A 26,074-nucleotide genomic window follows, 5' to 3' on the forward strand; every position below is an offset into this window, starting at 1 on the left:
TCATGGACAAATCCACCTTCGAGGAACGCAAGACGATCCGCGGCGAGATGCATGTTTCCCAGCGTCACGACAGCGCCCACAAGCATGTCTCCGGCACCGCCGACTACATCGACGACATGCCGGAGCCCGCGGGCACGTTGCATGGCGCGCTTGGCATGACCGACCGGGCGCATGCGGAAATCACCGCCATGGACCTTTCGGCCGTCGCCGCCGTGCCCGGTGTCATGCTGGTGCTGACCGCCAAGGACATGCCGCATTCCAACGACATCAGCCCGAGCCACCTGCATGACGAGCCGGTGCTTGCCGATGGCCTCGTGCAGTTTCATGGCCAGCCGGCCTTCGCCGTGATTGCAGAAACGCGTGACATCGCCCGTCGGGCGGCAAGGCTCGCCAAGATCACCTATCGCGACCTGCCGCATTTCACCGACATTCTCGATGCCGTCGCCCATGGCGGGCAGTTGGTCACCCAGCCGCTCACGCTGCAGCGCGGCGATGCCGAGGCGGAGCTGGAAAAGGCGCCACGGCGGCTCAAAGGCAGCATGCGCATCGGCGGACAGGAGCATTTCTACCTCGAAGGCCATATCGCCCTTGCCATTCCCGGCGAGGACGACGAGGTCACCGTCTGGTCCTCGACCCAGCATCCGAGCGAGATCCAGCACATGGTCTCGCACGTGCTCGGCGTGCCCTCGAATGCGGTGACCGTGAACGTGCGCCGCATGGGTGGTGGCTTCGGCGGCAAGGAAACGCAAGGAAACCAGTTCGCAGCCCTTGCCGCGGTCGCGGCGAAGAAGCTCAATCGCGCCGTCAAGTTCCGCCCGGATCGCGACGAGGACATGACGGCAACCGGCAAGCGCCACGACTTCCTCGTCGATTACGACGTCGGTTTCGACGACGAGGGCCGCATCCACGCGGTCCATGCCAACTACGCGGCGCGCTGCGGCTACTCTTCGGACCTCTCCGGCCCGGTCACAGACCGTGCGCTGTTCCATGCGGACAGCTCCTATTTCTATCCGCATGTGAAGCTCACCTCACAGCCGCTGAAGACCAACACCGTCTCAAACACCGCTTATCGTGGCTTCGGCGGCCCGCAAGGCATGGTCGGCGGCGAGCGCATCATCGAGGAAATCGCCTACCAGCTCGGCAAGGATCCGCTCGAAATCCGCAAGCTGAATTTCTATGGCGACAAGGGCTCCGGCCGCGATGTCACGCCCTACCATCAGCAGGTCGAAGACAACATCATCGCGCAGATCGTCGCGGAGCTGGAAGAAAGCGCCGACTATCAGGCGCGCCGTCAGGCGATCCTCGCGTTCAATCGGGAAAGCCGCGTCATCCGCAAGGGCATCGCGCTGACGCCGGTGAAGTTCGGCATCTCCTTCACCATGACCGCCTTCAACCAGGCGGGCGCGCTTGTGCATATCTACCAGGACGGCTCGATCCACCTCAACCACGGCGGCACCGAGATGGGCCAAGGCCTCTACATCAAGGTCGCGCAGGTGATCGCCGACAGCTTCCAGGTCGACCTCGACCGCGTTCGCATCACTGCGACGACGACCGGCAAGGTGCCGAACACGTCGGCGACCGCCGCCTCTTCGGGCTCTGACTTGAACGGCATGGCCGCCTTCGACGCCGCGCGCCAGATCAAGGACCGTCTCGTCGGTTTCGCCTGCGAGCGCTGGCAGACGACGCCCGAGAATGTCAGCTTCGTCGCCAACCACGTGAAGATCGGCGAGGAGCTGATCCCCTTCCCTGAATTCATCAAGCAGGCCTATATGGGCCGTATCCAGCTTTCGGCCGCCGGCTACTACAAGACGCCGAAGATCCACTGGGATCGCGCCAGCGGCCGCGGCACACCCTTCTATTACTTCGCCTATGGCGCTGCGGTTTCGGAGGTTTCGATCGACACGCTGACCGGCGAATACATGGTCGACCGGGTCGACGTGTTGCACGACGTCGGCCGTTCGCTCAATCCGGCGATCGACCTCGGTCAGATCGAGGGCGGCTTCGTGCAAGGGATGGGCTGGCTGACGACGGAAGAGCTCTGGTGGGACGACAAGGGACGGCTTCGCACGCACGCCCCCTCCACCTACAAGATCCCGCTTGCCTCCGACCGGCCGAAGATCTTCAACGTCAAGCTTGCCGAATGGTCGAGCAACGCCGAGAAGACCATTGGCCGCTCCAAGGCGGTGGGAGAGCCGCCCTTCATGCTGCCGATCTCGGTTCTGGAAGCCCTGTCGATGGCGGTGGCGAGTGTCGCCGACTACCGCGAGTGCCCGCGGCTCGATGCTCCGGCAACACCGGAGCGTGTGCTGATGGCCGTCGAGCGTCTGCGCAATCGCTGACGGCCATCACGATTTGCCTCAGATCCGCGGCAGTTCATTGATGCTGAACAGGCGGCGAGCGTTGGCCATCGCCTCCTCGTCGTCGCGGTGTGGGCTATGGACATCCATGAAACCCATGTCTCTCTTGATATGATCGGAGAGCGCGTTGACATCGAGCATCGGCTTGGGGGCAACAAGGCCGCCGAACAGGGCGGCTGTGAGCCGGGCGACCGGCTCGAATGAAAGAAATGCTTTTCTTTCAGTACGTTCGTAAGTGTCGCAAGTCATTTCAGCACCTGTTTCGTCTTGGGAAGTTGACTTGAAGGATGCCGTGGAGGAGGATCGAAATCCAATCGAACATCCGTCTGGATGCATCAAGAGAACTTATCCATGAAGATGTCGAAGCAGTTTCCGCTGAATGCGCTGCGGGTCTTCGAGGCGGTCGCAAGGCTCGGCAGCTTCACCAAGGCCGGTGAAGAGTTGGGCATGACCCAGACGGCCGTCAGCTACCAGGTCAAGTTGATCGAGGAGAATGTCGGCGAGCCGCTGTTCCTGCGCCGCCCGCGCCAGATCTCGCTGACGGAAGTCGGCCAGCGCATGGCGCCGCGCGTCACCGAAGCCTTCGAGATGCTGCAGGAAGTGGTTTCGAATGCCCGTGGCGATGTCGACAGCGCGCTCCTGATCAGCTCGACGCCGACCTTCGCCTCGCAATGGCTTGCCCGCAACATCGGCAGCTTCCAGCTCGCCCATCCGAACATCGCCGTTCGGCTGACGACCAGCGACTCGCTCACCGATTTTACCCGAGAGCCGGCCGACCTTGCCATCCGCTCCGGTGCCGGCGTCTGGCCCGGCCTCGACACGCATCCGCTGATGCGGGTGGAATTCAGCCCGATGCTGAGCCCGGCGCTTGCCGAGACCATTGGCGGCGTGCACGAGCCGCGCGACCTGCTGAAGCTACGCATCATCGATCCCGGTGACCCCTGGTGGCCGATGTGGTTCAAGGCCGCCGCGTCAAGGATCCCGATCTCGAAGGACGGCCGCACAGCCGCCTCGGTGCGCAGTCCTTCGAGGCGCGCGCCGCCATCGCTGGCCAGGGCGTGGCGATCCTGACGCCGGAATTCTACCCCGACGACGTGGCGCTCGGTCGGCTCTACCAGCCCTTCGAGCTGCGCTGCAGCGACGGCTGCGATTATTGGCTCGCCTATCCGCACGCCCGCCGCAACACACCCAAGATCAGGATTTTCCGCGACTGGATCCTCGGCGAACTTTGCGCGCCGAACTTCCTGCAAGCAAATAGCGCTTGAGGAGCGCGCAAGCCCCTTTTCCCCTCCGCGGTTTATGCGCAAAGTGAGGCAACGGAGACAAAGGGGATCTGAATGTACGAGTTCGCCATCGCCTGGGAATGGCTGGCCTTTGCCGTGCGCTGGTTGCACGTCATCACCGCCATCGCCTGGATCGGCTCATCCTTCTATTTCATCGCGCTCGACCTGGGTCTCGTGAAGCGCGATCACCTGCCCGTCGGCGCCTATGGCGAAGAATGGCAGGTGCATGGCGGCGGTTTCTATCACATCCAGAAATACCTGGTCGCACCGGCCTCGATGCCCGAGCATCTCACCTGGTTCAAATGGGAATCCTACGTGACGTGGCTTTCTGGCTTCGCCATGCTCTGTGTCGTCTACTATGGCGGCGCCGATCTGTTCCTGATCGACCGCCACGTGCTCGACATCTCGGCGACCACGGCGATCCTGATTTCGCTCGCCTCGCTCGGCATCGGCTGGCTGTTTTACGATCTGCTCTGCAAGTCGCCGATCGGCAGGAACACCTGGGGGCTGATGGCGCTGCTCTATGTGGCGCTGGTTGTCATGGCCTGGGGCTATACGCAGGTCTTCACCGGCCGCGCCGCCTTCCTGCATCTCGGCGCTTTCACCGCGACGATCATGTCGGCCAACGTCTTCTTCATCATCATCCCCAACCAGAAGATCGTCGTCGCCGACCTGATCGCCGGCCGCACGCCGGATCCGAAACTCGGCGCGCAGGCCAAGCAGCGCTCGCTGCACAACAACTACCTGACGCTGCCCGTCATCTTCTTCATGCTGTCGAACCACTATCCGCTTGCGTTTGCCACCGCGTTCAACTGGATCATCGCCGCACTCGTCTTCCTGATGGGCGTCACCATCCGCCACTGGTTCAACACCACCCACGCCCGCAAGGGCCGGCCGACCTGGACCTGGCTCGTCACCGCCCTCCTCTTCATCCTGATCATGTGGCTTTCGACCGTGCCGAAGGTGCTGACCGGCGGCGAAAAGGCCGAGGTTGCGCCCGCCTTCAGCCGCTTCGCCGCCAATGCCCACTTCCCTGCAGTCAAGGACACGGTCTCGACACGCTGTTCCATGTGCCATGCGGCAGAACCGGTTTATGAGGGTATCACCCAGGCGCCGAAGGGCGTGATGCTCGAAAGCGACGCGGAGATTGCCGCCCATGCCCGCGAAATCTATATCCAGGCCGGGCGCAGCCATGCGATGCCGCCCGGCAACGTGACAGACATGACGACGGACGAGCGCCAGCTTCTGACAGCCTGGTTCGAAAGCGCCGTCGAGGAAGGCAAGACACAATGACGACCACCCTCATCCGCGGCCGATTGCTGAGCTTCAACCGCGCGCCAACGTCGATCGACGACAGCGCCGCCTACAGCTACGAGAGCGACGGTGCGCTTCTGATTGAGGGTGGACAGATCACCGCGAGCGGCTCCTATGCTGCGGTCAAGGCAAGCGCGCCTGACGGCGTCGCGGAAGTGGACCATCGCCCGCACCTGATCGTGCCCGGCTTCATCGACACGCATCTGCATTTCCCGCAGATGCAGGTCATGGCCTCCTATGCCTCCAACTTGCTTGAATGGCTGAACACCTACACCTTCCCCGAGGAGTGCCGCTTCGTCGAGACCGCCCATGCGGAGCGCATCGCGACGCGCTTCTTCGATGAGATGGTGCGCTATGGCACGACAACAGCAACCGCCTATTGCTCGGTTCACAAGGCGTCGGCCGATGCCTTCTTCGCCGAGGCGCTGCGCCGTGACATGCGCATGGTCGCCGGCAAGGTGATGATGGACCGCAACGCCCCGCAAGGCCTGCTCGACACGCCGCAGATGGGCTACGACGAAACCCGCGCGGTCATCCGCGAATGGCACGGCAAGGGCCGCAATCATGTGGCGATCACCCCGCGCTTCGCCATCACCTCTACGCCGGAGCAGATGGACGTCGCGAAGTCGCTGGTGCACGAATTCCCCGACCTGCACGTCCAGACGCACCTTTCGGAAAACCGCGACGAGATCGCCTTTACCTGCGAACTCTATCCGGAAGCCAAGGACTACACAGACGTCTACGCCCGCTACGGCCTGCTCGGACCCAAGAGCCTGTTCGGCCACTGCATCCATCTGTCTGAGCGCGAGGCGGATGTGATGAGCGAGACCGGCTCGGTCGCCGTTTTCTGCCCGACCTCCAATCTCTTTCTCGGTTCTGGCCTCTTCCCGCTGCGCGCGCTCAGCCGCCGCGAAAAGCCGGTGCGCACGTCGGTCGCCTCCGACATCGGCGGCGGTACCAGCTATTCCATGCTGAAGACGCTCGACGAGGCCTACAAGATCCTGCAGCTGCAGGGCGAGCGGCTGAACCCGTTCGACAGCTTCTTCATGATGACCCGCGGCAATGCCGAGGCGCTATCGCTGGTCGACAAGATCGGAACCTTGGAAGCCGGCACCGATGCCGATTTCATCGTGCTCGACATGGCCGCGACGCCGGCGATGGCGCTTCGGGCCGAAGTGGTCAACTCTCTGGCAGACGAACTCTTCCTGCTGCAGACCATGGGCGACGACCGGTCGATCGTCGAAACCTATGTCGCCGGCAAGCCGGCAAAATCGGCGCTTGCCGCCGCATGACCGACCAAAAGCAGAGAGGTCAAGAAAATTGACCTCTCTGCTTTCTGGCTATTAACAAGCCTCTGCCAAACATGGTAATGGCTCGTTCAATCTCCCTTGGACGAAGGCCTTATCCATGACGCAAATCCTCGAAATCAGCGATCTCAAGGCGCTCGCCAAGCGCCGGGTGCCGAAACTCTTCTTCGACTACGCCGACAGCGGCGCCTGGACCGAAGGCACCTATCGCGCCAACGAGGAGGATTTCGCCAAGGTGAAGCTGCGCCAGCGCGTGCTGGTGGATATGACCGACCGGTCGCTGGAAACGACGATGATCGGCCAGAAGGTGTCGATGCCGGTGGCACTCGCCCCGACCGGCCTCACCGGCATGCAGCACGCCGACGGCGAGATGCTGGCAGCCCAGGCGGCGGAAGCCTTCGGCGTGCCCTTCACGCTCTCGACGATGAGCATCTGCTCGATCGAGGACGTCGCCTCGGTTACCACCAAACCCTTCTGGTTCCAGCTCTACGTCATGCGCGAACGCGAATTCGTGCTGAACCTGATCGACCGGGCCAAGGCGGCGAAGTGCTCGGCGCTGGTGCTGACGCTCGACCTGCAGATCCTCGGCCAGCGTCACAAGGATCTTCGCAACGGCCTCTCGGCACCGCCGAAGATGACGCCGAAGCACCTCTGGCAGATGGCGACGCGCCCCGGCTGGTGCATGAAGATGCTCGGCACCAAGCGCCGCACTTTCCGCAACATCGTCGGCCACGCGAAAAGCGTCACCGACCTCTCGTCGCTCGGCGCCTGGACGGCGGAACAGTTCGACCCGCAGCTCTCGTGGAAGGATGTCGCCTGGATCAAGGAACGCTGGGGCGGACCGCTGATCCTCAAGGGCATTCTCGACCCCGAGGACGCCAAGATGGCAGCGGCGACCGGTGCCGACGCGATCATCGTCTCCAACCACGGCGGCCGCCAGCTCGACGGCGCCCATTCCTCGATCAGCATGCTGCCGCGCATCGTCGATGCGGTCGGCCACCAGATCGAGGTGCATATCGATGGCGGTATCCGCTCCGGCCAGGACGTGCTGAAGGCCGTCGCCATGGGCGCCAAGGGCACCTATATCGGCCGCCCCTTCCTCTACGGCCTCGGCGCCATGGGCAAGGAGGGCGTCACCAAGACGCTGGAAATCATCCGCAAGGAGATGGACATCACCATGGCCCTCTGCGGCAAGCGCGATATCAACGACGTGGATCGTAGCATTCTGGCGGAATAGGCCGCGGCACCAGCCACTCCCGCCCTCATTCCTGTGCTTGTCACAGGAATCTCTAGCAGTTCCGTTGGAACTGCGGGACCAGCACAAGTCCTTGGGCTGAAAGGTCTTTTGACCCGACGGACGTCGGGCCGCTGGATCCCCGCCACAAGGGCGAGGATGAGGGAGCTTGGAGTGACCCTTCCGGCAAAACGCGATGCGAGCGCAAGCCTCCTAAGCCTCAACTACCCCGGTAGGTCGAATAGCCGTAGGGCGAGAGAAGCAGCGGCACGTGATAATGGCTCGCCGGATCGGCGATGCCGAAGCGCAAGGGGATGCGGTCGAGGAAGGCCGGCTCCGGCAGTGTTACGCCTGACCGGCGCAGATAGTCGCCGGCATGGAACACCAGCTCGTAGTTGCCGGCCATGAAGCCGATGCCTTCGACCATCGGACCGTCGACGCGGCCGTCGCTGTTGGTATGTACGGTGCGGATCAGCTGCCGCTCTTCCCCCTCCAGCCAGTAGAGGTCGATGCGCAGACCCTCGACCGGTTTGCCGAGAGCGGTATCGAGAACATGGGTGGTCAGGCGGCCGGCGCTGCTCATGGCTTCTCTCTTTCACACATTGGCGCGGGATGCTGTCAGAAGCCGCGCGCACGTCCTGCTAGATAGCGCTCTCGATGACGAAGGGCTCGTCATAGAAGAACTCCTCGAGATTGTTGCCCGGCCCTTCGCGGTCGACGATGAGGAAATCGCTGACGGCGCCGACGGACATCAGCGGGTGGTGCCAGATATTGCGGCCGTAGTTGACGCCCTGCCGGCCGTTCGCCCGGAAAACGCGCGGCGTGCCCGGGCGCCCGTCCTCGTCGTCCGCCACCACGACGAGCCATGGGCGGTCGTCGAGCGGCGAAAAGCTCTGGCTGCCGAGCGGGTGGCGCTCCATCATCGTCACCGAATAGGGGAAAGACCGCGGCTGGCCGCGGAAGATGTTGATGATGACATTGGCGCCGTCGCCGACGACATCGGCACGCGCAAGACCGTGGAAACGTTCCGTGTTGCCGCCGTTGATGTGGCGCATCGTTGCCGGATCGGCTTCGATGATGGTGCCGAAGGGAGCGAAGGCCTCGCGTGTCAGCGGTTCGATTTCGAGCAGGCGCGACATTATGCGGAGACCTCGCAGGACGATTTTGCGCTTGCGGATGTCCGATCCAGTTCGAGGGCCCTCCTCATGAGCGGGGACAGGCATCGAACGGTTTTGTCAGGCATTTTCGTCTCCAGGAATCATCGACTGCAGGCGCAGGCGGGCGATTTTCTCGACCTGTGCGCAAGCGGTTTCAAATTCCTCTTCGGGCGAATTGTCAATGCGGCTTTGGAAGGAGGCAAGAATTTGCCCCTTGGTCAGCCCCTTCACCGCGATGATGAAGGGGAAGCCGAATTTTTTCGTGTAGGCGTCGTTGAGCGCGGTGAAGCGCTCATGCTCCTCTGGTGTCAGCCGGTCGAGGCCGGCAGACGCCTGCTCCGCCGTCGAGTCCGCCGTCAGCTTACCGGCGATCGCCAGCTTGCCGGCAAGATCGGGGTGCGCGCGCAGCACCTGCATCTTCTCGCGCGGCAGCGCCGTGCGAAAGGCCTGGCAGAGCGCCGAATGCACCGTGCCCGCCGTCAGCCCGGTCGCCGCGGCTCGGTCGTAGGCGCGTTCGGCAACCCAGGGCGAGTGCTCGAACACGCCACCGAAACGGGCAACGAAGGCATCACGGTCGGTCATCAGAGCGCCCCTTCCGGCTTGTGGTGCTGGTACCAATGGTTGGCGATGTCAATGCGACGCGGCACCCAGACCTTGTCGTGCGACATGACGTAGTCGATGAAGCGAGCGAGCGCAGCAGCGCGGCCCGGGCGGCCGACGAGACGGCAGTGAAGGCCGATATTCATCATCTTGGCGTCGCCCTGGCGACCTTCCTCGTAGAGCACGTCAAATGTGTCCTTGAGGTAGCTGAAGAACTGGTCGCCGCTGTTAAAGCCCTGCGGCGTCGCAAAGCGCATGTCGTTGGCATCAAGCGTATAGGGAATGATCAGGTGCGGCTTGTCGGCCGAAAGACCCGGCACCCAGTAGGGCAGTTCGTCGGCGTAGCTGTCGCAGGAGTAAAGGAACCCGCCTTCCTCCAGCACCAGCTTCAGCGTATTGGCCGAAGGCTTGCCCTGGTAGATGCCGAGCGGCCGCTCGCCGGTGAGCTCCGTGTGCAGGCGGACGACCTCGCGGATATGCTCGCGTTCGACCTCTTCCGGCACGTCCTTGTATTCCAGCCAGCGCAGACCGTGGCTGGCGATTTCCCAGCCGGCTTCCTTCATGGCAGCGACCGCTTCCGGATTGCGCGCCATGGCCTGCGTCACGCCATAGACGGTCAGCGGGACGTTGCGGCTGGTGAACATGCGCCACAGCCGCCAGAAGCCGGAACGGGCACCGTATTCGTAGATCGATTCCATGTTGAGGTTACGCTGGCCAGCCCAGGGCTGCGCGCCGACAATTTCCGACAGCAGGCATTCGGACGCTGGGTCGCCATCGAGAATGCAGCTTTCGCCGCCCTCTTCGTAGTTCAGCACGAACTGCACGGCGATGCGCGCATCGCCCGGCCAGTTTGCCTTCGGTGGATTGCGGCCGTAGCCAACGAGGTCGCGCGGATACTTAGTCTCAGACATCAAATCACCCTTCGAATTTTTAGGAACGGTATCACCGCCGACCGGATTGTCGATACCGAAATGACGTGAGGCAGGGCAGCGGCAGCGCCACGGCCCTGACGGAAATTACCAGAAAAATTCGGCTGAGCCCGAGGTTGAGAGATTTTTCGAAACAGCGTTGAATGGATCGGCAAGGACAACGGCCCTCATCGAAAATCCTACATTCAAGCGCTCCGCGAAAAAGTCGGTTCCGGCCTGCTTCTCTGCCCGTCAGTGGCGGCGGTCATTGTCGATTGCGACGGCCGGGTCCTCTTGCAGGAGAAAGCAAGTGGCGAAGGCTGGAGCCTGCCGGCCGGCGCGATCGAGCCGGGCGAGACGCCTGTCGATGCGGTCATCCGCGAGGTTATGGAGGAAACCGGCTATCCGGTCTCGGTCGAGCGGATACTGGGCGTCTTCGGCGGAGAAGCGTTTCGCTACACCTACCCGAACGGCGACCACGTCGAATATGTGGTTACCCTCTATCGATGCCGGATCGTCGGTTCCCAGCAGCCGATCACCGATGGCGAAACGAAGTCGCTGCGCTACTTCGCGCCGGCGGACATGCCGGACCTCGGCCTGCCCTATCCGAAAGCGCTGCTCTTTGCAGCTTCGCCCGCGTCCGTTTCCGGTTAGCGCTGCGCCATCAGCGCAGCGACGATCAGCGGCAGCGGCCGGACCGCGCCTTGCGGCGCCAGCGACGGGTCGGCGGCGGCCCGCTTCGCCCGCTCTGCGCGCGTGTTCGTCGAGATCTTGCCGAGCGGGTGCTGCGAATGCACCCGCATGGGTGCGCCCGTCTCCTGCTCGACAAACAGCGCAAGGCTGCCGATCGAAAGCGGTTTTGATAGGCAGGACTCGAACAGGTCACGAAGCGGCGCCTCGACCCGCCGCATCGCGTCTGGCGCAAGCGGACCGGTCAGCATCATGTGGAAACAGTATTCGTCCATCACATGCGGATCGCCCCAACGGTGCAGGTTGGAGAACTGTGGCGCGGTCAGCCGATCCGGATCGGAGCGCTCGATCTCGTCTTCGCTGAGCGGCGCGCGGAAGGCGTCGAACTCCTGGACGACGTTGGCCGCAAGCAGATGCATGGCCGTGCTCGGCACCTGCGGCATCAGCCCGAAGCACCGGCCGATGCGGGCGACCTCCAGGCGATCGATTTCGAACGGAGTCTGGGCGCCGGCAAAATGCATCAGCGCCTTCAGAAGCTTCGGTTCCGTCATGTCCGGATGCAGGCGGAACGGCGACATCATCACCGCATGAAAGCCGAAGCGTCGCGGAACCGCCGTGTGATAGGCGACATCCGCGGCGCTCAAGCCCGCGACCGACGGCAATTCGGCAGGTTCCCCGGAATAGACATTGCGCCCCAGCCAGCTTGCAGCGGTCGCGGAAAGCGGGTCGGCCATCGGCGGCGTAAAACAAATGGCATAGCGCATCGGCTGGCTCCGGGTATCCGTCAGCGCAGGATGAGCAATAGCTGCGGTTTTCCGCCCTCACCCCGACTTGTCCAATGGCCGCGTCTTAGGTGATTTGCGTGACAGATTGACGAAGTCGGCCGGGGATGAGCGCGGCAGCGGTCCGAACGTCGCCCCTCGTTTTTCGGAACCATCCGGGCCATCGCCCGTTCCTAAAAGGTAGGAAAACAAGGATGGAGAAGAAGCGTGACCTATCACAATGCGAACCTTCAGGACGCCCGGATCAAGGAGACCCACGACCTGATCGCAAGCGACAAGGTTGAAGGCACGAGGGTCTATGGCCCCGACGACAAACACATCGGCTCGATCGAGCGCGTGATCATCGAGAAGCGCAGCGGGCGCGTCGCCTATGCGGTGCTCGGCTTCGGCGGTTTTCTCGGCCTCGGTGAAGACCACTATCCATTGCCTTGGGCAAAGCTGACCTATGACGAGAAGCTCGGCGGCTATCGCACTGATGTGACTCGCGATCAGGTCGAAAACGCGCCGAAATATCACGGCACCGAAGAATACGACTGGAACGCGGAAAACGGACGCCGTGTCTACGACTACTACGGCGTGCCGCCCTACTGGATGTAATGCCTGACTTTCGATCTTTCGGGTCCCGCCGCGGGCGGGGCCCTTCGCATGTCCGGCCCTAAAGACGTTTCTCGCGAAGTGCGGTTATGTGATTCCGGCAGAAGAAAGAATCGGGAATATCGATCGCCGGAGAACCGGCGATCTCTTCGACGACGAAACGCGCCAGGCGGTGGGCGATGCCGAAGCTCACCTTGAACCCGCCGGTCAGGACCGAGACGTTCGGATGGTCCGGATGCCGGCCTGCCATCGGCTCGCGCCCCGTCGCTTTCGGGCGCAACCCTGCCCATCGCTCCACCACCTCGGCACCCGCCAGGCGCGGCGCGAGCGCTACGGCGCGCCGAAGCAGCTCATCCAGCTGCTCGTCCGTCGACAGGGGATCGGCAAAACTGTTTTCGCTGGTGCTGCCGACCGCCACATGGCCGTCGTCATGGGCAATAATGTAGACGCCGTCGGCAAAGATCACCGGAAGCGCCGGATCGATGTCCGCCCGCAGCAGTGCCGCCTGCCCCTTGACAGCCGTGCCGCTCGTTTCCGCCAGCGGCACCGACACGTCGTCGATCAGTTGAAAACTGCCGACGCCGGCCGCGATGATGCAATGCTCGAAATCGATACGGGTGCCATCGTCGAGTTCGGCCCGGCCGTGTTCCGGCTCGATCCGGCGCACGCCCCTGCCCTCGTCTAAATAGGCGTTCGGTGCCTGCAGGAGCGCTGTGCGGAGCGCAGCGAGCATGCGACGCGGCGAAACCCGTGCGGCGAGCGTGTCGAAGACCATGCCATGCGCCGCCGCGGCAGCACCCGGCCAGCCCTCAGGCCCGTCGTCCTTTACGTGCCAGTGGAACTGCCTGTCGGCCGCGCGCCAATGGCTCCGTGCATCCTGCTCGTGCCGGAGGGCGATATCGCGCAGGTGAGGCTTGGCAAGCGGGATCAAACGACCCGTCCGCCGATAGCCGGTCGAAAGGCCTGTCTCCGCCTCGAGCGCCGCGATCTCTTCCTCGAGCGTCACAAGCGCGTCGAATTGGAACTGCTTCTTATCGTTCCAGCGATCCGGCATATGCGGCATGAGCGCGCCCAAAAGGCCACCGCTGGCACCTGCGCCGATCGCTTGTTGCTCGACGACCCGCACGGTCATGCCCCTGCGCGTGGCGCAAATGGCGGCCCACAGCCCCATGATGCCGCAGCCGACGACCAAAAGCTCGCTCATCGATTGACCTTCTCCGGCCGGCGGATTATCGCCTTGGCCATGACAGGATCCGCAGACCCGATCGAGCCCCCGGCGCACCAGAACCTTGATTGGCACGAGGGCGATATGCCCTATTCCCGGGAGTTTGGCGATCACTTTTATTGCCGCACCGACGGGCGGCTGGAGTGCGGCCACGTCTTCCTGTCGGGCAACGGCCTGCCCGATCGTTGGGTCGGTGCGGGCACCTTCCGCATCGGCGAACTCGGCTTCGGTACCGGGCTCAATTTCTGCGAGACGTGGCGCCAGTGGAAGATGACCGCGGCCGCTGGCGACCAGCTGCAGTTCGTGTCCTTCGAGCGCTTTCCGATGGCGGCCGAAGAGATTTCGCGCGCCCTCAGCCATTGGCCGGAGATCGACACGGAGCGCCAGGCGCTGGCCTCGCGCTGGCCGGCCGAGCCTGATGGTGATGTCCAGATCGACTTTGGTGACGGCGTCAGCCTCACGGTCGTCTGCGGCGCGGCACTCGGCGGCGTCGCCCGCGCGGAAGACCCGTTCGAAGCATGGTATCTCGACGGCTTCGCGCCGTCGCGCAATCCCGACATGTGGTCGGAGGAACTGATGCGGCTGGTCTTTGAAAAGACCACGCCCGGCGGCAGCTTCGCCACCTATGCCGCCGCCGGTTTCGTCCGACGCAATTTGCAGGCCGCAGGCTTTGCCGTCGAGAAGCGCAAGGGTTTTGCCGGCAAACGCGAGATGCTGCGGGGCGACCGAGCCTAGCGCTGGTCGCGATTGCGGCCTGTCTTGAACGGTTGCGCCACCCGACTGCAGAAATGCGTCAGCGCAAGCGTTTTACTCCACAAGAGAACTGAACTGTCGCAAATGGCGGGCCATCGCCGCCTCGAATCTGCGACACACTCCCCATCGGCAACACGGTGGGTCTTTCATGAACGACGATCAGTTTCCCGATGCAGCAACCGGCGACGCAACCTCGACCCCGCTGGAGCGCCGACGCCGCCCGGGCGGGCGCAGCGCCGAGCGTGTGCGCAAGTCTCCCGGCGGGAAATATCTCAATCTTGTCAATACGCTGGCGAAATCCACCGTACTTTCGGATGATGCACTTGAATCGGTGCATGAGGCATCGCTGACGATCCTCGAAGAGATCGGCATGGACGTTATCCTGCCGGAGGCGCGCGAGCGGATGAAGGCGGCTGGCGCCGACCTGACGCCCGGCACCGACCGGGTGCGCTTCGACCGCGGCCTGATCATGGACATGATCGCCTCTGTTCCTCCGGCCTTCACCATGCACGCCCGCAACCCGGCCCGCAATGTCGCGATCGGCGGCAACAATCTCGTCTTCGCCCAGATCGCCAGCGCGCCGTTCGTCGCAGACCGGGACGGCGGCCGCCGCACCGGCAACCAGGAAGATTACCGCAAGCTGGTGAAGCTCGCGCAGTCCTATGACATCGTCCACACGACCGGCGGCTATCCGGTCGAGCCGGTCGACATCCATGCCTCGGTGCGCCACCTCGATTGCCTCTCCGACATGGTGAAGCTCACCGACAAGGTGTTCCACGTCTATTCGCTGGGCAAGCAGCGCAACACCGACGGCATCGAGATCGCCCGCATCGGCCGTGGCATCACGATGGAGCAGATGGAGCGCGAGCCGTCGCTCTTCACCATCATCAACACCTCCTCGCCGCTCCGGCTCGACGGGCCGATGCTGCAGGGCATCATCGAGATGTCCTCGCGCAACCAGGTGGTGGTCGTCACGCCCTTCACGCTCGCCGGCGCCATGGCGCCGGTGACGATCGCCGGTGCGCTCGTCCAGCAGAACGCCGAAGCGCTCTGCGGCATCGCCTTCACCCAGATGGTCAGGCGCGGCGCACCTGTGATGTATGGCGGCTTCACCTCCAACGTCGACATGAAGACCGGAGCGCCCGCCTTCGGCACGCCGGAATACATGAAGGCGGTGGTCGCCGGGGGCCAGCTCGCCCGCCGCTACAACATCCCCTACCGCACCTCGAACACCAACGCCGCCAATACGCTGGACGCTCAAGCGGCCTACGAATCCGCCATGTCGCTCTGGGCGCTGACGCAAGGGGGCGGCAATTTCGTCATGCATGCCGCCGGCTGGACCGAAGGTGGGCTTACGGCCTCCTTCGAGAAGTTCATTCTCGACGTCGACATGTTGCAGATGGTGGCGGAATACCTGACCCCGCTTGATGTCAGCGAAGATGCGCTGGGCCTCGACGCCGTGCGCGACGTCGGCCCGGGCGGCCATTACTTCGGCACGCTGCACACGCTGCAGCGCTACGAGACCGCCTTCTATTCACCGATCCTGTCGGACTGGCGCAACTTCGAGACCTGGACCGAAGCCGGGCGGCCGACGACATACGATCACGCCAACCGGATCTTCAAACAGAAGCTGAACGAATACGAGCGCCCGCCCCTCGATCCGGCGATCGAGGAGGAACTCGATGCCTTTGTCGCCAAGCGCAAGGCCGAGGGCGGCGTCCCCACCGACTTCTGACGGGACGCCTTGGGTAAACCGGAAAGCGTTACGAAGTCCGGCTGCGGCCGAGCCTTAAGGGAACACCGCGGCCCGTGCCGTTGCGATCAGTTGCTCGGTGGTTGCAGCCACGCAGTTGCGGTCGATCTCGGCGACTGTCCGCTCGCGGACATGGGCGGAAAGCTGCTTGCGGAGATCGCCAAGCGTCCGGGGTGCTGCGCAAATCACCAGGCTGTCGAAGGCATGGTTGGCGGCGTAGCTCTCCAGCCTTCCGGCCACGTCCGCAACAAAGCGCTGCTGCTCCTCGCGAACGGGATCGCTCTTGTATTCCATGGCCGAGCGTCCGTGTCCGACGGACGAATGCGACCGGCCCGGCTTGTCGGCCATGATATCCTGAACGCGCTTCGGTTCGGTGTGAAAGGTCTCCTCCTCCGGCCGCTGGCGCTCTTCCTTCAACAGGTTCACGCCCTTGACGATGCGCGCGGTGTTGCCATCCGCGGCCAGTATCCAAGTCCGGTTCTGCACGATTGTCTCCCAGTGAAAGGTGTGGATCGCGAAGGGTCATGAAGACCCTGTAAAGGAAACGAGCGAGCGGCGATCCGGTTCCATCGGAAGGTGCCGATGATGCTGATTATTTGGCCGGATGCGCCGCTCACATCCGCGCGATATAGGCTTCGAAACTGCGTTCCGGCGTCACCTCGTAACGCTCGCGCTGGACATGAAGCGTGCTGATCCTGTCGACCCGGAAATCGCGGAAATCCGACCTCAGTTCGCACCAGCCCGTCAGCAGCCAGAAGTGGCCGAAGACGCTGAGGCCGAGCGGCCAGATGGTGCGCTCGGAATGTTCGTCCTTGAGGCTGTCATAGGCCAGGCGAAGCTTGCGGCGACCGGCGATCGCCAGGCGGATCTCGCCGAGCAGCGCCGGCGGTTCCGGCTGGAGCGAAGAGCGGAAGGCGCGAAGGGGCGCGGCTGTCAGCCGCTGCCGATGTTCGGGCGGCAGACCATGGGCGATCTTCTCCATCGCCTCGCGCGCCGCCTGGGCGAGCCTGCCGTCGCCGAGCATCTGCACGGCGCGGGCGCCGAAAGCGAGCGCTTCCAGCTGCTCGAAGGTAAAGGCAAGCGGCGGCGCATCGAACGCACCGCGCAGGAGATAGCCGACACCGCGTTCGCCGTCGATCGGCGCGCCGGAGGCGATCAGGTGCTCCATGTCGCGATAGATGGTGCGCTGGGCGACCTCCATCTTCTCGGCGATCTCGCGCGCCGTCATCACCCGGCCGCTCGCGCGCAGGAGCTGGATGATGCGAAACAGCCGGTCGGCGGGTCTCATGCCTGGCCTCCCCGCGGCAAGACTTCGTTCAAAAGGGCTACCGCGCGCCTCGCGTGTCCACAAGCACGGCACCGTCGATAATGGCCATAAGGCTGTCAGTTGCCCTGTGTTAAATCAAGCGACAACTCACAGGGAGCCTCATCATGACCAGCGATCACATCCTTGAACTCGCCGTCTGCATCGTCACCGACAGGCCGGCGGCCACAGCCACGCGCCAGCGAGCGATGCAGGCCGTTTCCCGCTATCCGGGCTTCGTCTCCTGGCGTGCGGTCGATTCCTGCGAGACCTCGGGCATGTTCGCAGACCTGGTCGAATGGGAGACACTGGAGGCTGCGCAATCGGCCGGAGAGCGCGTCCGGGTCGATCCGGAGTTCGCACCTTACGCAGCGACGATCAGCGCGGTAATGCTCGTGCAGCATTTTAGCGGCGGCCAGAGGATCTGACCGGCCCGGAATTGGACGAGCAAAGGACTGCCTGAGCGATGGCCGAACCACTGAAGAATCTGCTGCACCCCGGTGTCGTCATCGCCATCGCCGATGCGCTCGAACGCAACGCCGCCGGTTTCGACCGCAAGAGGTTCGTGGCGCTTGCGGGTGACGGGCTGGAGGCGCTGGAGCTGATGCAGCGCTCGCTGCAGATCCGCGACGCGCTGGTCGAGACGCTGCCGAAGGCGTTTCCGGAGGCGGCCGCCAACCTCCACGCCTGCCTTCCTCGCGAAGGCGCCGACGGCATCAGCGGCTGGTCGCTCCTGCCCTTCAGCCAGTACGTCGCCTTGCGCGGCCTCGACGACTTCGACCTTTCGCTGTCGCTGCTGCGGGCGCTGACGCCGCATTTCACAGCCGAGTTCGGCATCCGCGTCTTCATCGATCGCGACCAGGAGCGCGCCCTCGCGACGATCCGGGACTGGACGAAGGATCCCAACCATCACGTCCGGCGACTGGCGAGCGAAGGCACCCGCCCGCGCCTGCCCTGGGCGATGCGACTGCTGCAGCTCATCCGCGATCCGCAGCCGATCCTGCCGATCCTGACCGCGCTTCTCGACGACCCCGAGGAGTATGTGCGCCGCTCGGTTGCCAACAGCCTCAACGACATCGCCAAGGACCATTCGGATCTGGTGGCTGCTTTCGTCGCCGAACAGATCGGCGACGCATCGCCGGAGCGCCGCCAGCTTCTGCGCCACGCCTCGCGCACGCTGCTGAAGCAGGGGCACGCGGACGCGCTCGGCAATTTCGGTTTCGCTCCCCCGGCCGGCATCAATGCGCGCTTTTCGCTCGATCGTTCGGACATCGTGCTTGGCGAAAGCCTCGGCCTGCGCCTCGCCGTCAGCCATGACGCCGAGACGAGCCAGAAGGTGATGATCGACTACGCTGTGCACCATCGCAAGGCAAACGGTGCGACCTCGCCGAAAGTCTTCAAGTGGACATCCGCGACGCTTGTCCCCGGCGGCTCGATCGAGATCGAGAAACGCCATGCGATCCGGCCCATTACGACCCGTCGCTATTACCCGGGCGCGCATCGCATCGTCATCCTCGTCAACGGCCAGGAAGCGGCAGAAGCGGGCTTCGATCTCGCGCTTGAGTAGATCTCATTTCGCACCTGCGAAAAGATGGACCTTGACTTTTTCGTCCAAACCAACGACATGGTGCCCAGCGTCACCTTCCGGCCGCCGCGTGAGCGCGCCCTCGGCAGACATCGAAAGCCGTGAAGAAGGATAGCGCACATATCACCGCGATAGGCGGTACAGCACAGGCGCTTGACGACTTAATTCAACCCACAAGTTCCCAATTCACGCGGGGTTCTTGACGCCGAACGACACCGGAACAGCAACAATGCGGTTCCGGCGAATGCGTTTGGCGCCCCCAAAAGGTATATGCATTTGTCCACCTTTAAAGATCTCGGCCTCTCCGAGCACATTCTGGAAACCCTGACTGCCAACGGCTTCGAAAAGCCGACCCCGATCCAGGCTCAGGCGATCCCGCTGGTGCTGAAGGGCAACGATCTCATCGGTCTCGCCCAGACCGGCACCGGCAAGACGGCCGCCTTCGGCCTGCCGATGATCGAGAAGCTCGTTGCCGAAGGCAAGCGCCCCGATCCGCGCAACATTCGCGCCCTGGTTCTGGCGCCGACCCGCGAACTGGTCAACCAGATCGCCGCCAACCTCAAGCTGTTCGTCAAGAAGTCACCGCTGAAGATCGGCGTTGTCGTTGGCGGCGTCTCGATCAACAAGCAGACCGAACAGCTCGCCCGCGGTGTCGACATCCTGGTCGCAACCCCCGGCCGCCTGCTCGACCTCGTTGCCCGCAAGGCCGTGACGCTGACGCAGGGCCGCTACCTGGTTCTCGACGAAGCCGACCAGATGCTCGACCTCGGCTTCATCCACGACCTGCGCAAGATCTCCAAGCTGGTGCCGAAGAACCGCCAGACGCTGCTCTTCTCGGCCACCATGCCGAAGCAGATCGCCGAGCTTGCTGGCGAGTACCTGACCAACCCGGTCAAGGTCGAAGTCACGCCTCCGGGCAAGGCTGCCGACAAGGTCGAACAGTATGTTCACTTCGTTCCCGGCAAGGACCTGAAGACGACCATCCTCAAGAAGACGCTGACAGAGAACCCGGACGGCCTGTCGCTGATCTTCAGCCGCACCAAGCATGGCGCCGAGAAGCTGATGAAGCATCTCGACCACGTCGGCTTCAAGGCCGCCTCGATCCACGGCAACAAGAGCCAGGGCCAGCGCGAGCGCGCGCTCAAGGCCTTCCGTGACGGCGAGATCCGCGTGCTGGTCGCGACCGACGTCGCCGCCCGCGGCATCGACATCCCCGGCGTTACTCACGTCTACAACTACGACCTGCCGGAAGTGCCGGATGCCTATGTTCACCGCATCGGCCGCACCGCGCGCGCCGGCCGCGACGGCATCGCCATCGCCTTCTGCGCGCCGGACGAAATCCGCCTGCTGCGCGACATCGAGAAGCTGATGGGCATCAACATTGCCGTTGCCAGCGGCGAGGCTCCCGCCGACCAGGCGCGTCCGGCCAAGGGCCGCGGCGGCCGTGGCAACAACGGCGCCGGCCACCGCAAGGGCAATGGCGGCGGTCACCACCAGAACGGCGGCCGTCCGCCGCGCCGTGAGCGTCCGGCCGGCGAGCCGGTTGCTGCGACCAGCGGCTTCACCGGTGACGACCTATTGCGCGACGAGCGTCGCCCGCAGCGCCAGGAGCGCCGCGATCACGGCCATCCGCAGACCGACGGCCGTGGCGAAGGCAACCGCAACCACGAAGGCAAGAAGCACCACGGACGTCCCGGCCAGAAGCAGGGCGAACGTCGTGACCGCAACCATGGCGGCCGCAACGAAAACCGTGGCGGTGGCGAGCGTCGCGAAGGTGGCCAGGGCCAGCGTCGGGGCAATGGCGGCAATCGCGGCCACCAGGGCTGACCGAGGCGCTGCGCGTCAACCGGGCGCGCAAAAGCCAGCGTAGAACTTTGAAATGTGAACGGCGGGTCGCTTCGGCCCGCCGTTTTAGTTTTGAGCCATGCGCATGTCGCTATTGCAAACCACTTCACACTTTCGCGCGTCGTGCTTCACGCCTGCTTGCGGTTGGTGAGATAGACGCCGGCAACGGCAATGATGGTGCCGATGACCATCGGCAGCGTCAGCGCTTCGCCGAAGAAGAGCCACGCCTGCACGGCGGCAAGCGGCGGCACGAGATAGATCAGCGACGCTGCGCGCGACACCTGCCCCCGACGGATCAGATAAAGCAGCAGCGCGATCGCGCCCATCGAGAGCCCGAGAACCGACCAGGCAAGTGCCAGAACCACCTGGAGGTTCCAGGTGACGTGCAGGTCTTCGAGCATCAGCGCCAGCGGGATCGTCACGATCAGCGCGCCGAGATATTGCAGCGCTGCGATGGTGCGGATGTCACCGCTCTGCAGATGGCGCTTCTGGTAGAGCGTGCCATAGGTGACGGCACCCATGCCGAGCACATTGATGATCACAGGCAGAAAGTGGATCGGCGTCGCCCCCGTGTCGATCGCCAGCACCTTCGGCAGGACGGCAAGCGCAATGCCGAAGAAGCCGAGCACCAGCCCGAGCTTCTGCTGCGTGCTCAGCCTCTCGTCGATGACGAAGGCCGCGGCGACCGCGGTCATCAGCGGCTGCAGGCCGGCGATGATGCCGGAAATGCCGGCCGGCACGCCCTCGCCGATCGCCCACCAGACCGACCCGAGATAGAGCCCGTGCAGGAACATGCCGGACACGATCGCATGACCGGCCATTTTCCAGGACTTCGGCCATCGTGCGCCGGTGACGACGCAGAACAGGATGAAGAGCGCGATCGCCAGCGTGTAGCGCAACACGAGAAAGGTCAGCGGATCTGCGTAGACCGCAGCATATTTCGCCACCACCCAGCCGGTTGACCAGAGCAGAACGAAGATGGCGGGAGCCAGACGGGCGAGCATGGTGAGCCTATCGGAATGACGGCGGCAGGTGGAAGCAATGAACCGCCTTCGCTGAAGCGCGTCGGGCCGTTGTAACGCTTTGATCTGCCGCTGATTTCGCGCTCAAATCCCTCCGATTTAAGCACTCATGCAAGTATCCGCGCCGGTATTGATCGTCAAAGCAATTTTTCTGATGGGAAGCATCAGCCAATCGGAACCATCAGCCTGAGCGAGGATAGCGACAGCGAGACGAAACCGGGATCGTACTCCTCGCGATAGTGCAGCAAGGCGGTATCGACCGCGTGGCCTTCGGCCGCGATCCAGTCGAACATTCTCTGGTAATGGGCAAAGACGTCGCCGCTGTCAGGGTGATGCAGGGCCGTGACGAAGCGCATGGCCGGCAGGTCGACAAAGCCTGGATGCACGGTCGTCTCGGCCTTGTCGGAAACATAGCCGACGAGATAGCGGAATCCAGCCGGGCGATCGTTCCAGGAGATGCCGACCAAGGCTGCATGATCGCCTGGATGAAGATGCTGGTGATGCCCCTGCATTTCGGCGATCAGCCGGCGAACGGCACCATCGGCCGCCTCGCCGAAGGTGCCCTCCCAGAACGATCCGGAAATGCGCTGTGCGGGTCTCTCGACAATTTCGAACACCATGGTCGCCTCTTAAAAAAGAGATCCTGCAGCGATTGCCAGGGGTCTCCCGCATGGCAAGCCCTGGAGCAAAACGGAATTTGCCTCAAAGCAGTTCCACGAAGGCCCGCGCCGCGTGGCTGAACTGCCTCTCGCGGTGGGTCAAAAGCTCGAAGCTGCGCTCAGCCAGTTCGAACGGCAGTTCCACGAGCCGGCCGCTATCGACGAAAGGTTGTGCTGCGAGCCGGGAAACGGCCGTGACGAAAGGACCGCTTTCGACCGCCGTCAGCACCGCCTCGTTCGAGGGCAGCTCAAGCTCGATCCTGAGCCGATCGACGTCTGCTCCATGATCATTCATCGATTGCAGGAACATTGCCCGCGTCCCGGAGCCTTCCTCGCGCAGCACCCAGCGCGCAGAAAGCAGCATTGCCAGATTGACGGCAGCCCCAACGAACGCGTGCAAGGGCGCGGCATAGACGGCGATGCGATCGACGGCGACGCGGCGATGGTCGAGCTTGGCGCCATCCACGCGCCCTTCGACGAAGCCGAGCTGCGCCGTGCCCTCTTCCACCGCCTCGGCGACGACGGCCGTGTTGCGCACGGTGAGCTTCACATCAACCTGGGGATAGTCGTGGGTGAAGCGGGCAAGGCGCGACGGCAGCCAATAGCTCGCGACCGTCTGGCTGGCGGCGATCGACAGTTCGCCGCGGCGAAGCTCCGAGAGATCGCGCAGGCAGGCGGTGGCGGCGAGCGCCCGGGCGAGCACCGCCTTTGCCTCCGGCAGGAAGATCTTGCCGGCATCGGTCAGCGTCAGGCCGCGGCCGACGCGATCGAACAATCTGATGTCGTGCTGGGTTTCGAGCGCCGCGATGGCCGCACTTGCGGCCGACTGCGTGACGTTCATCGCCTCGGCGGCTTTGGTCATGTGCAGCCGCTCGGCGACCGCGACGAAGATTTTAAGCTGATCGAGTGTCATGGAAGATCAATCGCAAAAATCGATCAGAATGACAAGAATAATCCGTTAGACTGATTCATGGATGAGCGTAGGTTGCGCCCATGTCCAGATCGCATTCCCCATTTCGCTCCCAATTTTCCTCAGTCGCCTCCCGCCTGACGTGCATTCTTCCGGGCCTTTTTCTCTGCTGTCTCGTCGCACTTGCGGCCATCGGTCTGGAATGGATCGAGCGGCGCTGGACCGGCCGCGCCTGGCTGGAAGCGCTCGTTCTCGCGATCCTTCTCGGCGCTATCGTCCGCAGCCTCTGGACACCCGGCCCCCGCTTCCTCTCCGGCATCCACTTCTCGGCGAAAGTCCTGCTGGAGACAGCGATCGTGCTGATCGGCGCGATGCTGAGCTTCGACGCGATCGCAGCGAGCGGGCCGACCCTGCTCGTCACCATCGTCGCCATGGTTCTTCTGTCGATTTCCACCGGCTACCTGATTGCGCGCATGCTCGGGCTGCCGAAACGCCTGGCGACCTTGATTGCCTGCGGCAACGCCATCTGCGGCAACTCGGCGATCGCCGCCGTCGCACCGGCCATCGGTGCCCGCGGCGAGGAGGTCGCAGCTGCAATTTCTTTTACCGCCATCCTCGGCATCGCCGTCGTCCTGTCGCTGCCCTTCGTCGGCGGTTGGCTCGGCATGACGCCCCAGGGCTACGGCGTCTTTGCCGGCATGACCGTCTATGCCGTACCCCAGGTCCTGGCCGCGGCCAGCCCCTTCAGCCCGCTCTCGGTCCAGGTGGGCACGCTGGTCAAGCTCGTGCGCGTGCTGATGCTCGGCCCCGTCGTCTTCTGCTTCTCGCTAATTGGCAGCCGCGATACCGAGCCGGAATGCAAAGCGCCCAGACAACGGAAGTCGCGCCTCGCCACGATCCTCCATTTCGTTCCCTGGTTCATTCTGGGTTTCCTCGCCGTTGCGATCGCCCGCAACAGCGGCGCAATCTCCGACACACTCGCGACCGACGCCGTGACGGTCTCCACCTGGCTGACGGTCATCGCGATGGCCGCCCTCGGCCTTGAGGTCGACATCCGCGCGCTCGCCCATTGCGGGCCGCGTGCAAGTGCTGCCGCCACATTGTCGCTGCTGGTGCTCTGTCTCCTCGCGGTCCTCGCGATCGTCTGCCTGGGTCTCGGCTAGCTTCGGCGCCCGCGTCCAAATTTAGAGCAAGTGCATATTTCTTGCCCACCCGGTCGCAACCACTTTCTGCGACCGGATGCGGCTGCCCTGTCGTTGGGCAGATTTCCCCGCGAACGGGCGCTTCTGGCGTGGCCAACTTTCTTTTCAGGCGACTGAGCACGCTTCTTGCATTGCAACCAGCCTTGTACTCAAATGGTCAAAAATAAGGGGACCACGCCTTTGGCATTTGACGAAATGATGAATGCGGACAGCAGTCCGCGCCAGCCATATTCGACCTATCATGATTGGTATGCCAGCCAGGACAGAAATCGGCTCATAGCGAAATCCAAGGACGCCGAGAACATCTTCCGGAAAACCGGCATCACCTTCGCGGTCTACGGACACGCAGACAGTTCCGAAAAGCTCATCCCCTTCGATCTCATCCCCCGCATCATCTCCGGCCGCGAATGGCGCAAGCTCGCCCAGGGCATCGAACAGCGGGTCATCGCGCTCAACGCCTTTCTCGACGACATCTACCACAAGCAGGAAATCATCCGCGCCGGCCGCATCCCGCGCGAACTGATCGAAAAGAACGAAGCCTTCCTGCCGCAGATGATCGGTTTCCGCCCGCCGGGCGGCGTCTATACCCATATCGTCGGCACCGACATCGTCAGAACCGGCGAAGACCAGTTCTACGTTCTCGAAGATAACGCGCGTACCCCATCCGGCGTCAGCTACATGCTGGAGAACCGCGAAACGATGATGCAGATGTTCCCGGAACTCTTCCATCAAAACCGCGTGCGCCCGGTCGAGAACTACCCCTACCTGCTGCGCCAGAGCCTTTCTTCGCTCGCACCTCCCGGCTGCAGCGGCAAGCCGCGCGTCGCGGTGCTGACGCCCGGCATCTACAATTCGGCCTACTACGAGCACGCGTTCCTCGCCGACCAGATGGGCGTCGAGCTCGTCGAAGGATCGGACCTGCGGGTGATCGACGGCAAGGTGAAGATGCGCACCACCCGCGGCTACGAGGCGATCGACGTGCTCTACCGCCGCGTCGATGACGACTTCCTCGACCCACTCACCTTCCGACCGGATTCCGCCCTCGGCATTCCTGGCATCATGGACGTCTACCGCGCCGGCAACATCACCATTGCCAACGCGCCCGGCACCGGAATTTCCGACGACAAGGCGATCTATTCCTACATGCCCGAGATCGTCGAGTTCTATACCGGCCGCAAGCCGCTCTTGGAAAACGTCCCGACCTGGCGCTGTTCCGAGCCGCAGAGCCTCAAATACGTGCTCGAGCATCTGGAAGAGCTGGTGGTCAAGGAGGTCCACGGCTCAGGCGGCTACGGCATGCTGGTAGGCCCGACGGCGACCAGGAAGGAACGCGCCGTCTTCGCCGAGAAGCTGAAAGCCCGCCCGACCAATTACATCGCCCAGCCGACGCTTTCCCTTTCCACCGTGCCGATCCTCGTCAACAAGGGCATCGCGCCCCGGCACGTCGACCTTCGCCCCTATGTCCTCGTCTCCGACAAGGTCCAGATCATCCCCGGCGGACTGACGCGCGTGGCGCTGAAAGCCGGTTCGCTCGTCGTGAATTCCAGCCAGGGTGGCGGGACCAAGGACACCTGGGTGCTGGAGGACTGAG

25 protein-coding genes and 1 pseudogene are annotated in these 26,074 nt (G+C 63.6%); 14 read left to right on the top strand and 12 right to left on the bottom strand.

All coding sequences use genetic code 11. The features are described from left to right. The first annotated feature begins 2 nt into the window (after positions 1 to 2). On the top strand, positions 3 to 2,339 hold the full coding sequence (gene xdhB, locus IB262_RS27745) for a xanthine dehydrogenase molybdopterin binding subunit (protein WP_060581689.1): 2,337 nt from the start codon (positions 3 to 5) through the stop codon (positions 2,337 to 2,339). Positions 2,340 to 2,357: 18 nt separating this feature from the next. Here xdhB and IB262_RS27750 read toward each other — a convergent pair whose 3' ends face one another. Beyond that, a complete protein-coding gene (locus IB262_RS27750) occupies positions 2,358 to 2,606 on the bottom strand; it encodes a hypothetical protein (RefSeq protein WP_060518807.1) in 249 nt (82 codons plus the stop codon). Between the two features lie 102 nt (positions 2,607 to 2,708). Between IB262_RS27750 and IB262_RS27755 the strand changes: the two are divergent. From IB262_RS27755 to IB262_RS27770, 4 genes and pseudogenes are all read left to right on the top strand, one after another. Continuing rightward, positions 2,709 to 3,622, top strand: a pseudogene (locus IB262_RS27755) (LysR substrate-binding domain-containing protein). 72 nt (positions 3,623 to 3,694) lie between these two features. Beyond that, positions 3,695 to 4,933 carry a urate hydroxylase PuuD gene (puuD, locus tag IB262_RS27760; RefSeq protein ID WP_034788980.1) on the top strand — a complete coding sequence of 413 codons (1,239 nt, stop codon included), beginning with the start codon at positions 3,695 to 3,697 and terminating at the stop codon, positions 4,931 to 4,933. Continuing rightward, positions 4,930 to 6,246 carry a guanine deaminase gene (gene guaD, locus IB262_RS27765; protein ID WP_112975114.1) on the top strand — a complete coding sequence of 439 codons (1,317 nt, stop codon included), beginning with the start codon at positions 4,930 to 4,932 and terminating at the stop codon, positions 6,244 to 6,246. The genes puuD and guaD overlap by 4 nt, the downstream gene beginning before the upstream one ends. Before the next feature lie 115 nt (positions 6,247 to 6,361). Continuing rightward, a complete protein-coding gene (locus tag IB262_RS27770; protein WP_060518813.1) occupies positions 6,362 to 7,498 on the top strand; it encodes an alpha-hydroxy acid oxidase in 1,137 nt (378 codons plus the stop codon). 217 nt (positions 7,499 to 7,715) lie between these two features. Here IB262_RS27770 and uraH read toward each other — a convergent pair whose 3' ends face one another. The 4 genes from uraH to puuE all read right to left on the bottom strand — a co-directional run bounded on the left by uraH (position 7,716) and on the right by puuE (position 10,163). After that, positions 7,716 to 8,078 (bottom strand): hydroxyisourate hydrolase, encoded by a 363-nt coding sequence (uraH, locus tag IB262_RS27775; protein ID WP_112975115.1) that lies wholly within the window; start codon positions 8,076 to 8,078, stop codon positions 7,716 to 7,718. A gap of 58 nt (positions 8,079 to 8,136) precedes the next feature. Next, complete coding sequence (locus IB262_RS27780; RefSeq protein WP_112975116.1) at positions 8,137 to 8,634, bottom strand: ureidoglycolate lyase; 498 nt, start codon at positions 8,632 to 8,634, stop codon at positions 8,137 to 8,139. Positions 8,635 to 8,730: 96 nt separating this feature from the next. Further along, positions 8,731 to 9,234, bottom strand: a complete 504-nt coding sequence (gene uraD / locus IB262_RS27785; RefSeq protein WP_060518819.1) for a 2-oxo-4-hydroxy-4-carboxy-5-ureidoimidazoline decarboxylase — start codon at positions 9,232 to 9,234, stop codon at positions 8,731 to 8,733. Continuing rightward, entirely contained in the window at positions 9,234 to 10,163 is a 930-nt protein-coding gene (gene puuE / locus IB262_RS27790) for an allantoinase PuuE (RefSeq protein ID WP_034789000.1), read from the bottom strand. Before puuE ends, uraD begins: the two co-directional genes overlap by 1 nt. 252 nt (positions 10,164 to 10,415) lie before the next feature. On the opposite strand from puuE, the gene IB262_RS27795 reads away from it, so the two are divergent. Continuing rightward, the gene (locus IB262_RS27795) at positions 10,416 to 10,814 is read left to right on the top strand and encodes an NUDIX domain-containing protein (RefSeq protein ID WP_348646591.1); all 399 of its coding nucleotides are present in this window, start codon (positions 10,416 to 10,418) and stop codon (positions 10,812 to 10,814) included. Here IB262_RS27795 and IB262_RS27800 read toward each other — a convergent pair. Next, on the bottom strand, positions 10,811 to 11,614 hold the full coding sequence (locus IB262_RS27800) for a DUF1045 domain-containing protein (protein ID WP_089045045.1): 804 nt from the start codon (positions 11,612 to 11,614) through the stop codon (positions 10,811 to 10,813). The genes IB262_RS27795 and IB262_RS27800 overlap by 4 nt on opposite strands. A gap of 225 nt (positions 11,615 to 11,839) precedes the next feature. Here IB262_RS27800 and IB262_RS27805 point away from each other — a divergent pair, with 225 nt between their 5' ends. Further along, positions 11,840 to 12,229, top strand: a complete 390-nt coding sequence (locus tag IB262_RS27805) for a PRC-barrel domain-containing protein (RefSeq protein ID WP_034789006.1) — start codon at positions 11,840 to 11,842, stop codon at positions 12,227 to 12,229. 58 nt (positions 12,230 to 12,287) lie between these two features. Here the strand turns inward: IB262_RS27805 and IB262_RS27810 are convergent, their stop codons facing one another. Next, positions 12,288 to 13,430, bottom strand: coding sequence for an FAD-binding oxidoreductase (locus IB262_RS27810; protein ID WP_112975118.1), 1,143 nt, complete (start codon positions 13,428 to 13,430; stop codon positions 12,288 to 12,290). A 39-nt stretch (positions 13,431 to 13,469) separates the two neighbouring features. Between IB262_RS27810 and mnmD the strand changes: the two genes are divergently transcribed. Together mnmD and IB262_RS27820 are read left to right on the top strand one after the other, a co-directional pair. Continuing rightward, positions 13,470 to 14,186 (top strand): tRNA (5-methylaminomethyl-2-thiouridine)(34)-methyltransferase MnmD, encoded by a 717-nt coding sequence (gene mnmD / locus IB262_RS27815; RefSeq protein WP_112975119.1) that lies wholly within the window; start codon positions 13,470 to 13,472, stop codon positions 14,184 to 14,186. Between the two features lie 166 nt (positions 14,187 to 14,352). Then, on the top strand, positions 14,353 to 15,939 hold the full coding sequence (locus tag IB262_RS27820; RefSeq protein ID WP_060528880.1) for a trimethylamine methyltransferase family protein: 1,587 nt from the start codon (positions 14,353 to 14,355) through the stop codon (positions 15,937 to 15,939). Positions 15,940 to 15,993: 54 nt separating this feature from the next. Here the strand turns inward: IB262_RS27820 and IB262_RS27825 are convergent, their stop codons facing one another. Beyond that, a complete protein-coding gene (locus IB262_RS27825) occupies positions 15,994 to 16,443 on the bottom strand; it encodes a host attachment protein (protein WP_034789016.1) in 450 nt (149 codons plus the stop codon). A gap of 127 nt (positions 16,444 to 16,570) precedes the next feature. Further along, positions 16,571 to 17,245, bottom strand: coding sequence for a YafY family protein (locus IB262_RS27830; RefSeq protein WP_090298358.1), 675 nt, complete (start codon positions 17,243 to 17,245; stop codon positions 16,571 to 16,573). A gap of 143 nt (positions 17,246 to 17,388) precedes the next feature. Between IB262_RS27830 and IB262_RS27835 the strand changes: the two genes are divergently transcribed. The 3 genes from IB262_RS27835 (at position 17,389) to IB262_RS27845 (ending at position 20,672) form a co-directional block, all read left to right on the top strand. Next, entirely contained in the window at positions 17,389 to 17,688 is a 300-nt protein-coding gene (locus IB262_RS27835; protein ID WP_034789021.1) for a hypothetical protein, read from the top strand. A 38-nt stretch (positions 17,689 to 17,726) separates the two neighbouring features. Further along, positions 17,727 to 18,827 (top strand): DNA alkylation repair protein, encoded by a 1,101-nt coding sequence (locus tag IB262_RS27840; protein ID WP_112975120.1) that lies wholly within the window; start codon positions 17,727 to 17,729, stop codon positions 18,825 to 18,827. Positions 18,828 to 19,121: 294 nt separating this feature from the next. Continuing rightward, positions 19,122 to 20,672, top strand: coding sequence for a DEAD/DEAH box helicase (locus IB262_RS27845; RefSeq protein ID WP_060528915.1), 1,551 nt, complete (start codon positions 19,122 to 19,124; stop codon positions 20,670 to 20,672). A gap of 146 nt (positions 20,673 to 20,818) precedes the next feature. Here IB262_RS27845 and IB262_RS27850 read toward each other — a convergent pair whose 3' ends face one another. The 3 genes from IB262_RS27850 to IB262_RS27860 all read right to left on the bottom strand — a co-directional run bounded on the left by IB262_RS27850 (position 20,819) and on the right by IB262_RS27860 (position 23,284). Beyond that, a complete protein-coding gene (locus tag IB262_RS27850) occupies positions 20,819 to 21,694 on the bottom strand; it encodes a DMT family transporter (RefSeq protein ID WP_034803471.1) in 876 nt (291 codons plus the stop codon). A 182-nt stretch (positions 21,695 to 21,876) separates the two neighbouring features. Continuing rightward, positions 21,877 to 22,332 carry a GyrI-like domain-containing protein gene (locus IB262_RS27855; RefSeq protein ID WP_112975121.1) on the bottom strand — a complete coding sequence of 152 codons (456 nt, stop codon included), beginning with the start codon at positions 22,330 to 22,332 and terminating at the stop codon, positions 21,877 to 21,879. Between the two features lie 82 nt (positions 22,333 to 22,414). Next, positions 22,415 to 23,284 carry a LysR substrate-binding domain-containing protein gene (locus tag IB262_RS27860; protein ID WP_112975122.1) on the bottom strand — a complete coding sequence of 290 codons (870 nt, stop codon included), beginning with the start codon at positions 23,282 to 23,284 and terminating at the stop codon, positions 22,415 to 22,417. A gap of 80 nt (positions 23,285 to 23,364) precedes the next feature. Between IB262_RS27860 and IB262_RS27865 the strand changes: the two genes are divergently transcribed. Continuing rightward, complete coding sequence (locus tag IB262_RS27865) at positions 23,365 to 24,444, top strand: YeiH family protein (RefSeq protein WP_112975123.1); 1,080 nt, start codon at positions 23,365 to 23,367, stop codon at positions 24,442 to 24,444. A gap of 234 nt (positions 24,445 to 24,678) precedes the next feature. Continuing rightward, positions 24,679 to 26,073: a circularly permuted type 2 ATP-grasp protein gene (locus tag IB262_RS27870; protein ID WP_034803477.1), complete on the top strand. Its 1,395-nt coding sequence runs from the start codon at positions 24,679 to 24,681 to the stop codon at positions 26,071 to 26,073. Position 26,074 lies beyond the last annotated feature (1 nt).

It is taken from the genome of Ensifer sp. ENS02 (genome assembly GCF_014851885.1).
GTDB lineage: Bacteria > Pseudomonadota > Alphaproteobacteria > Rhizobiales > Rhizobiaceae > Ensifer > Ensifer adhaerens.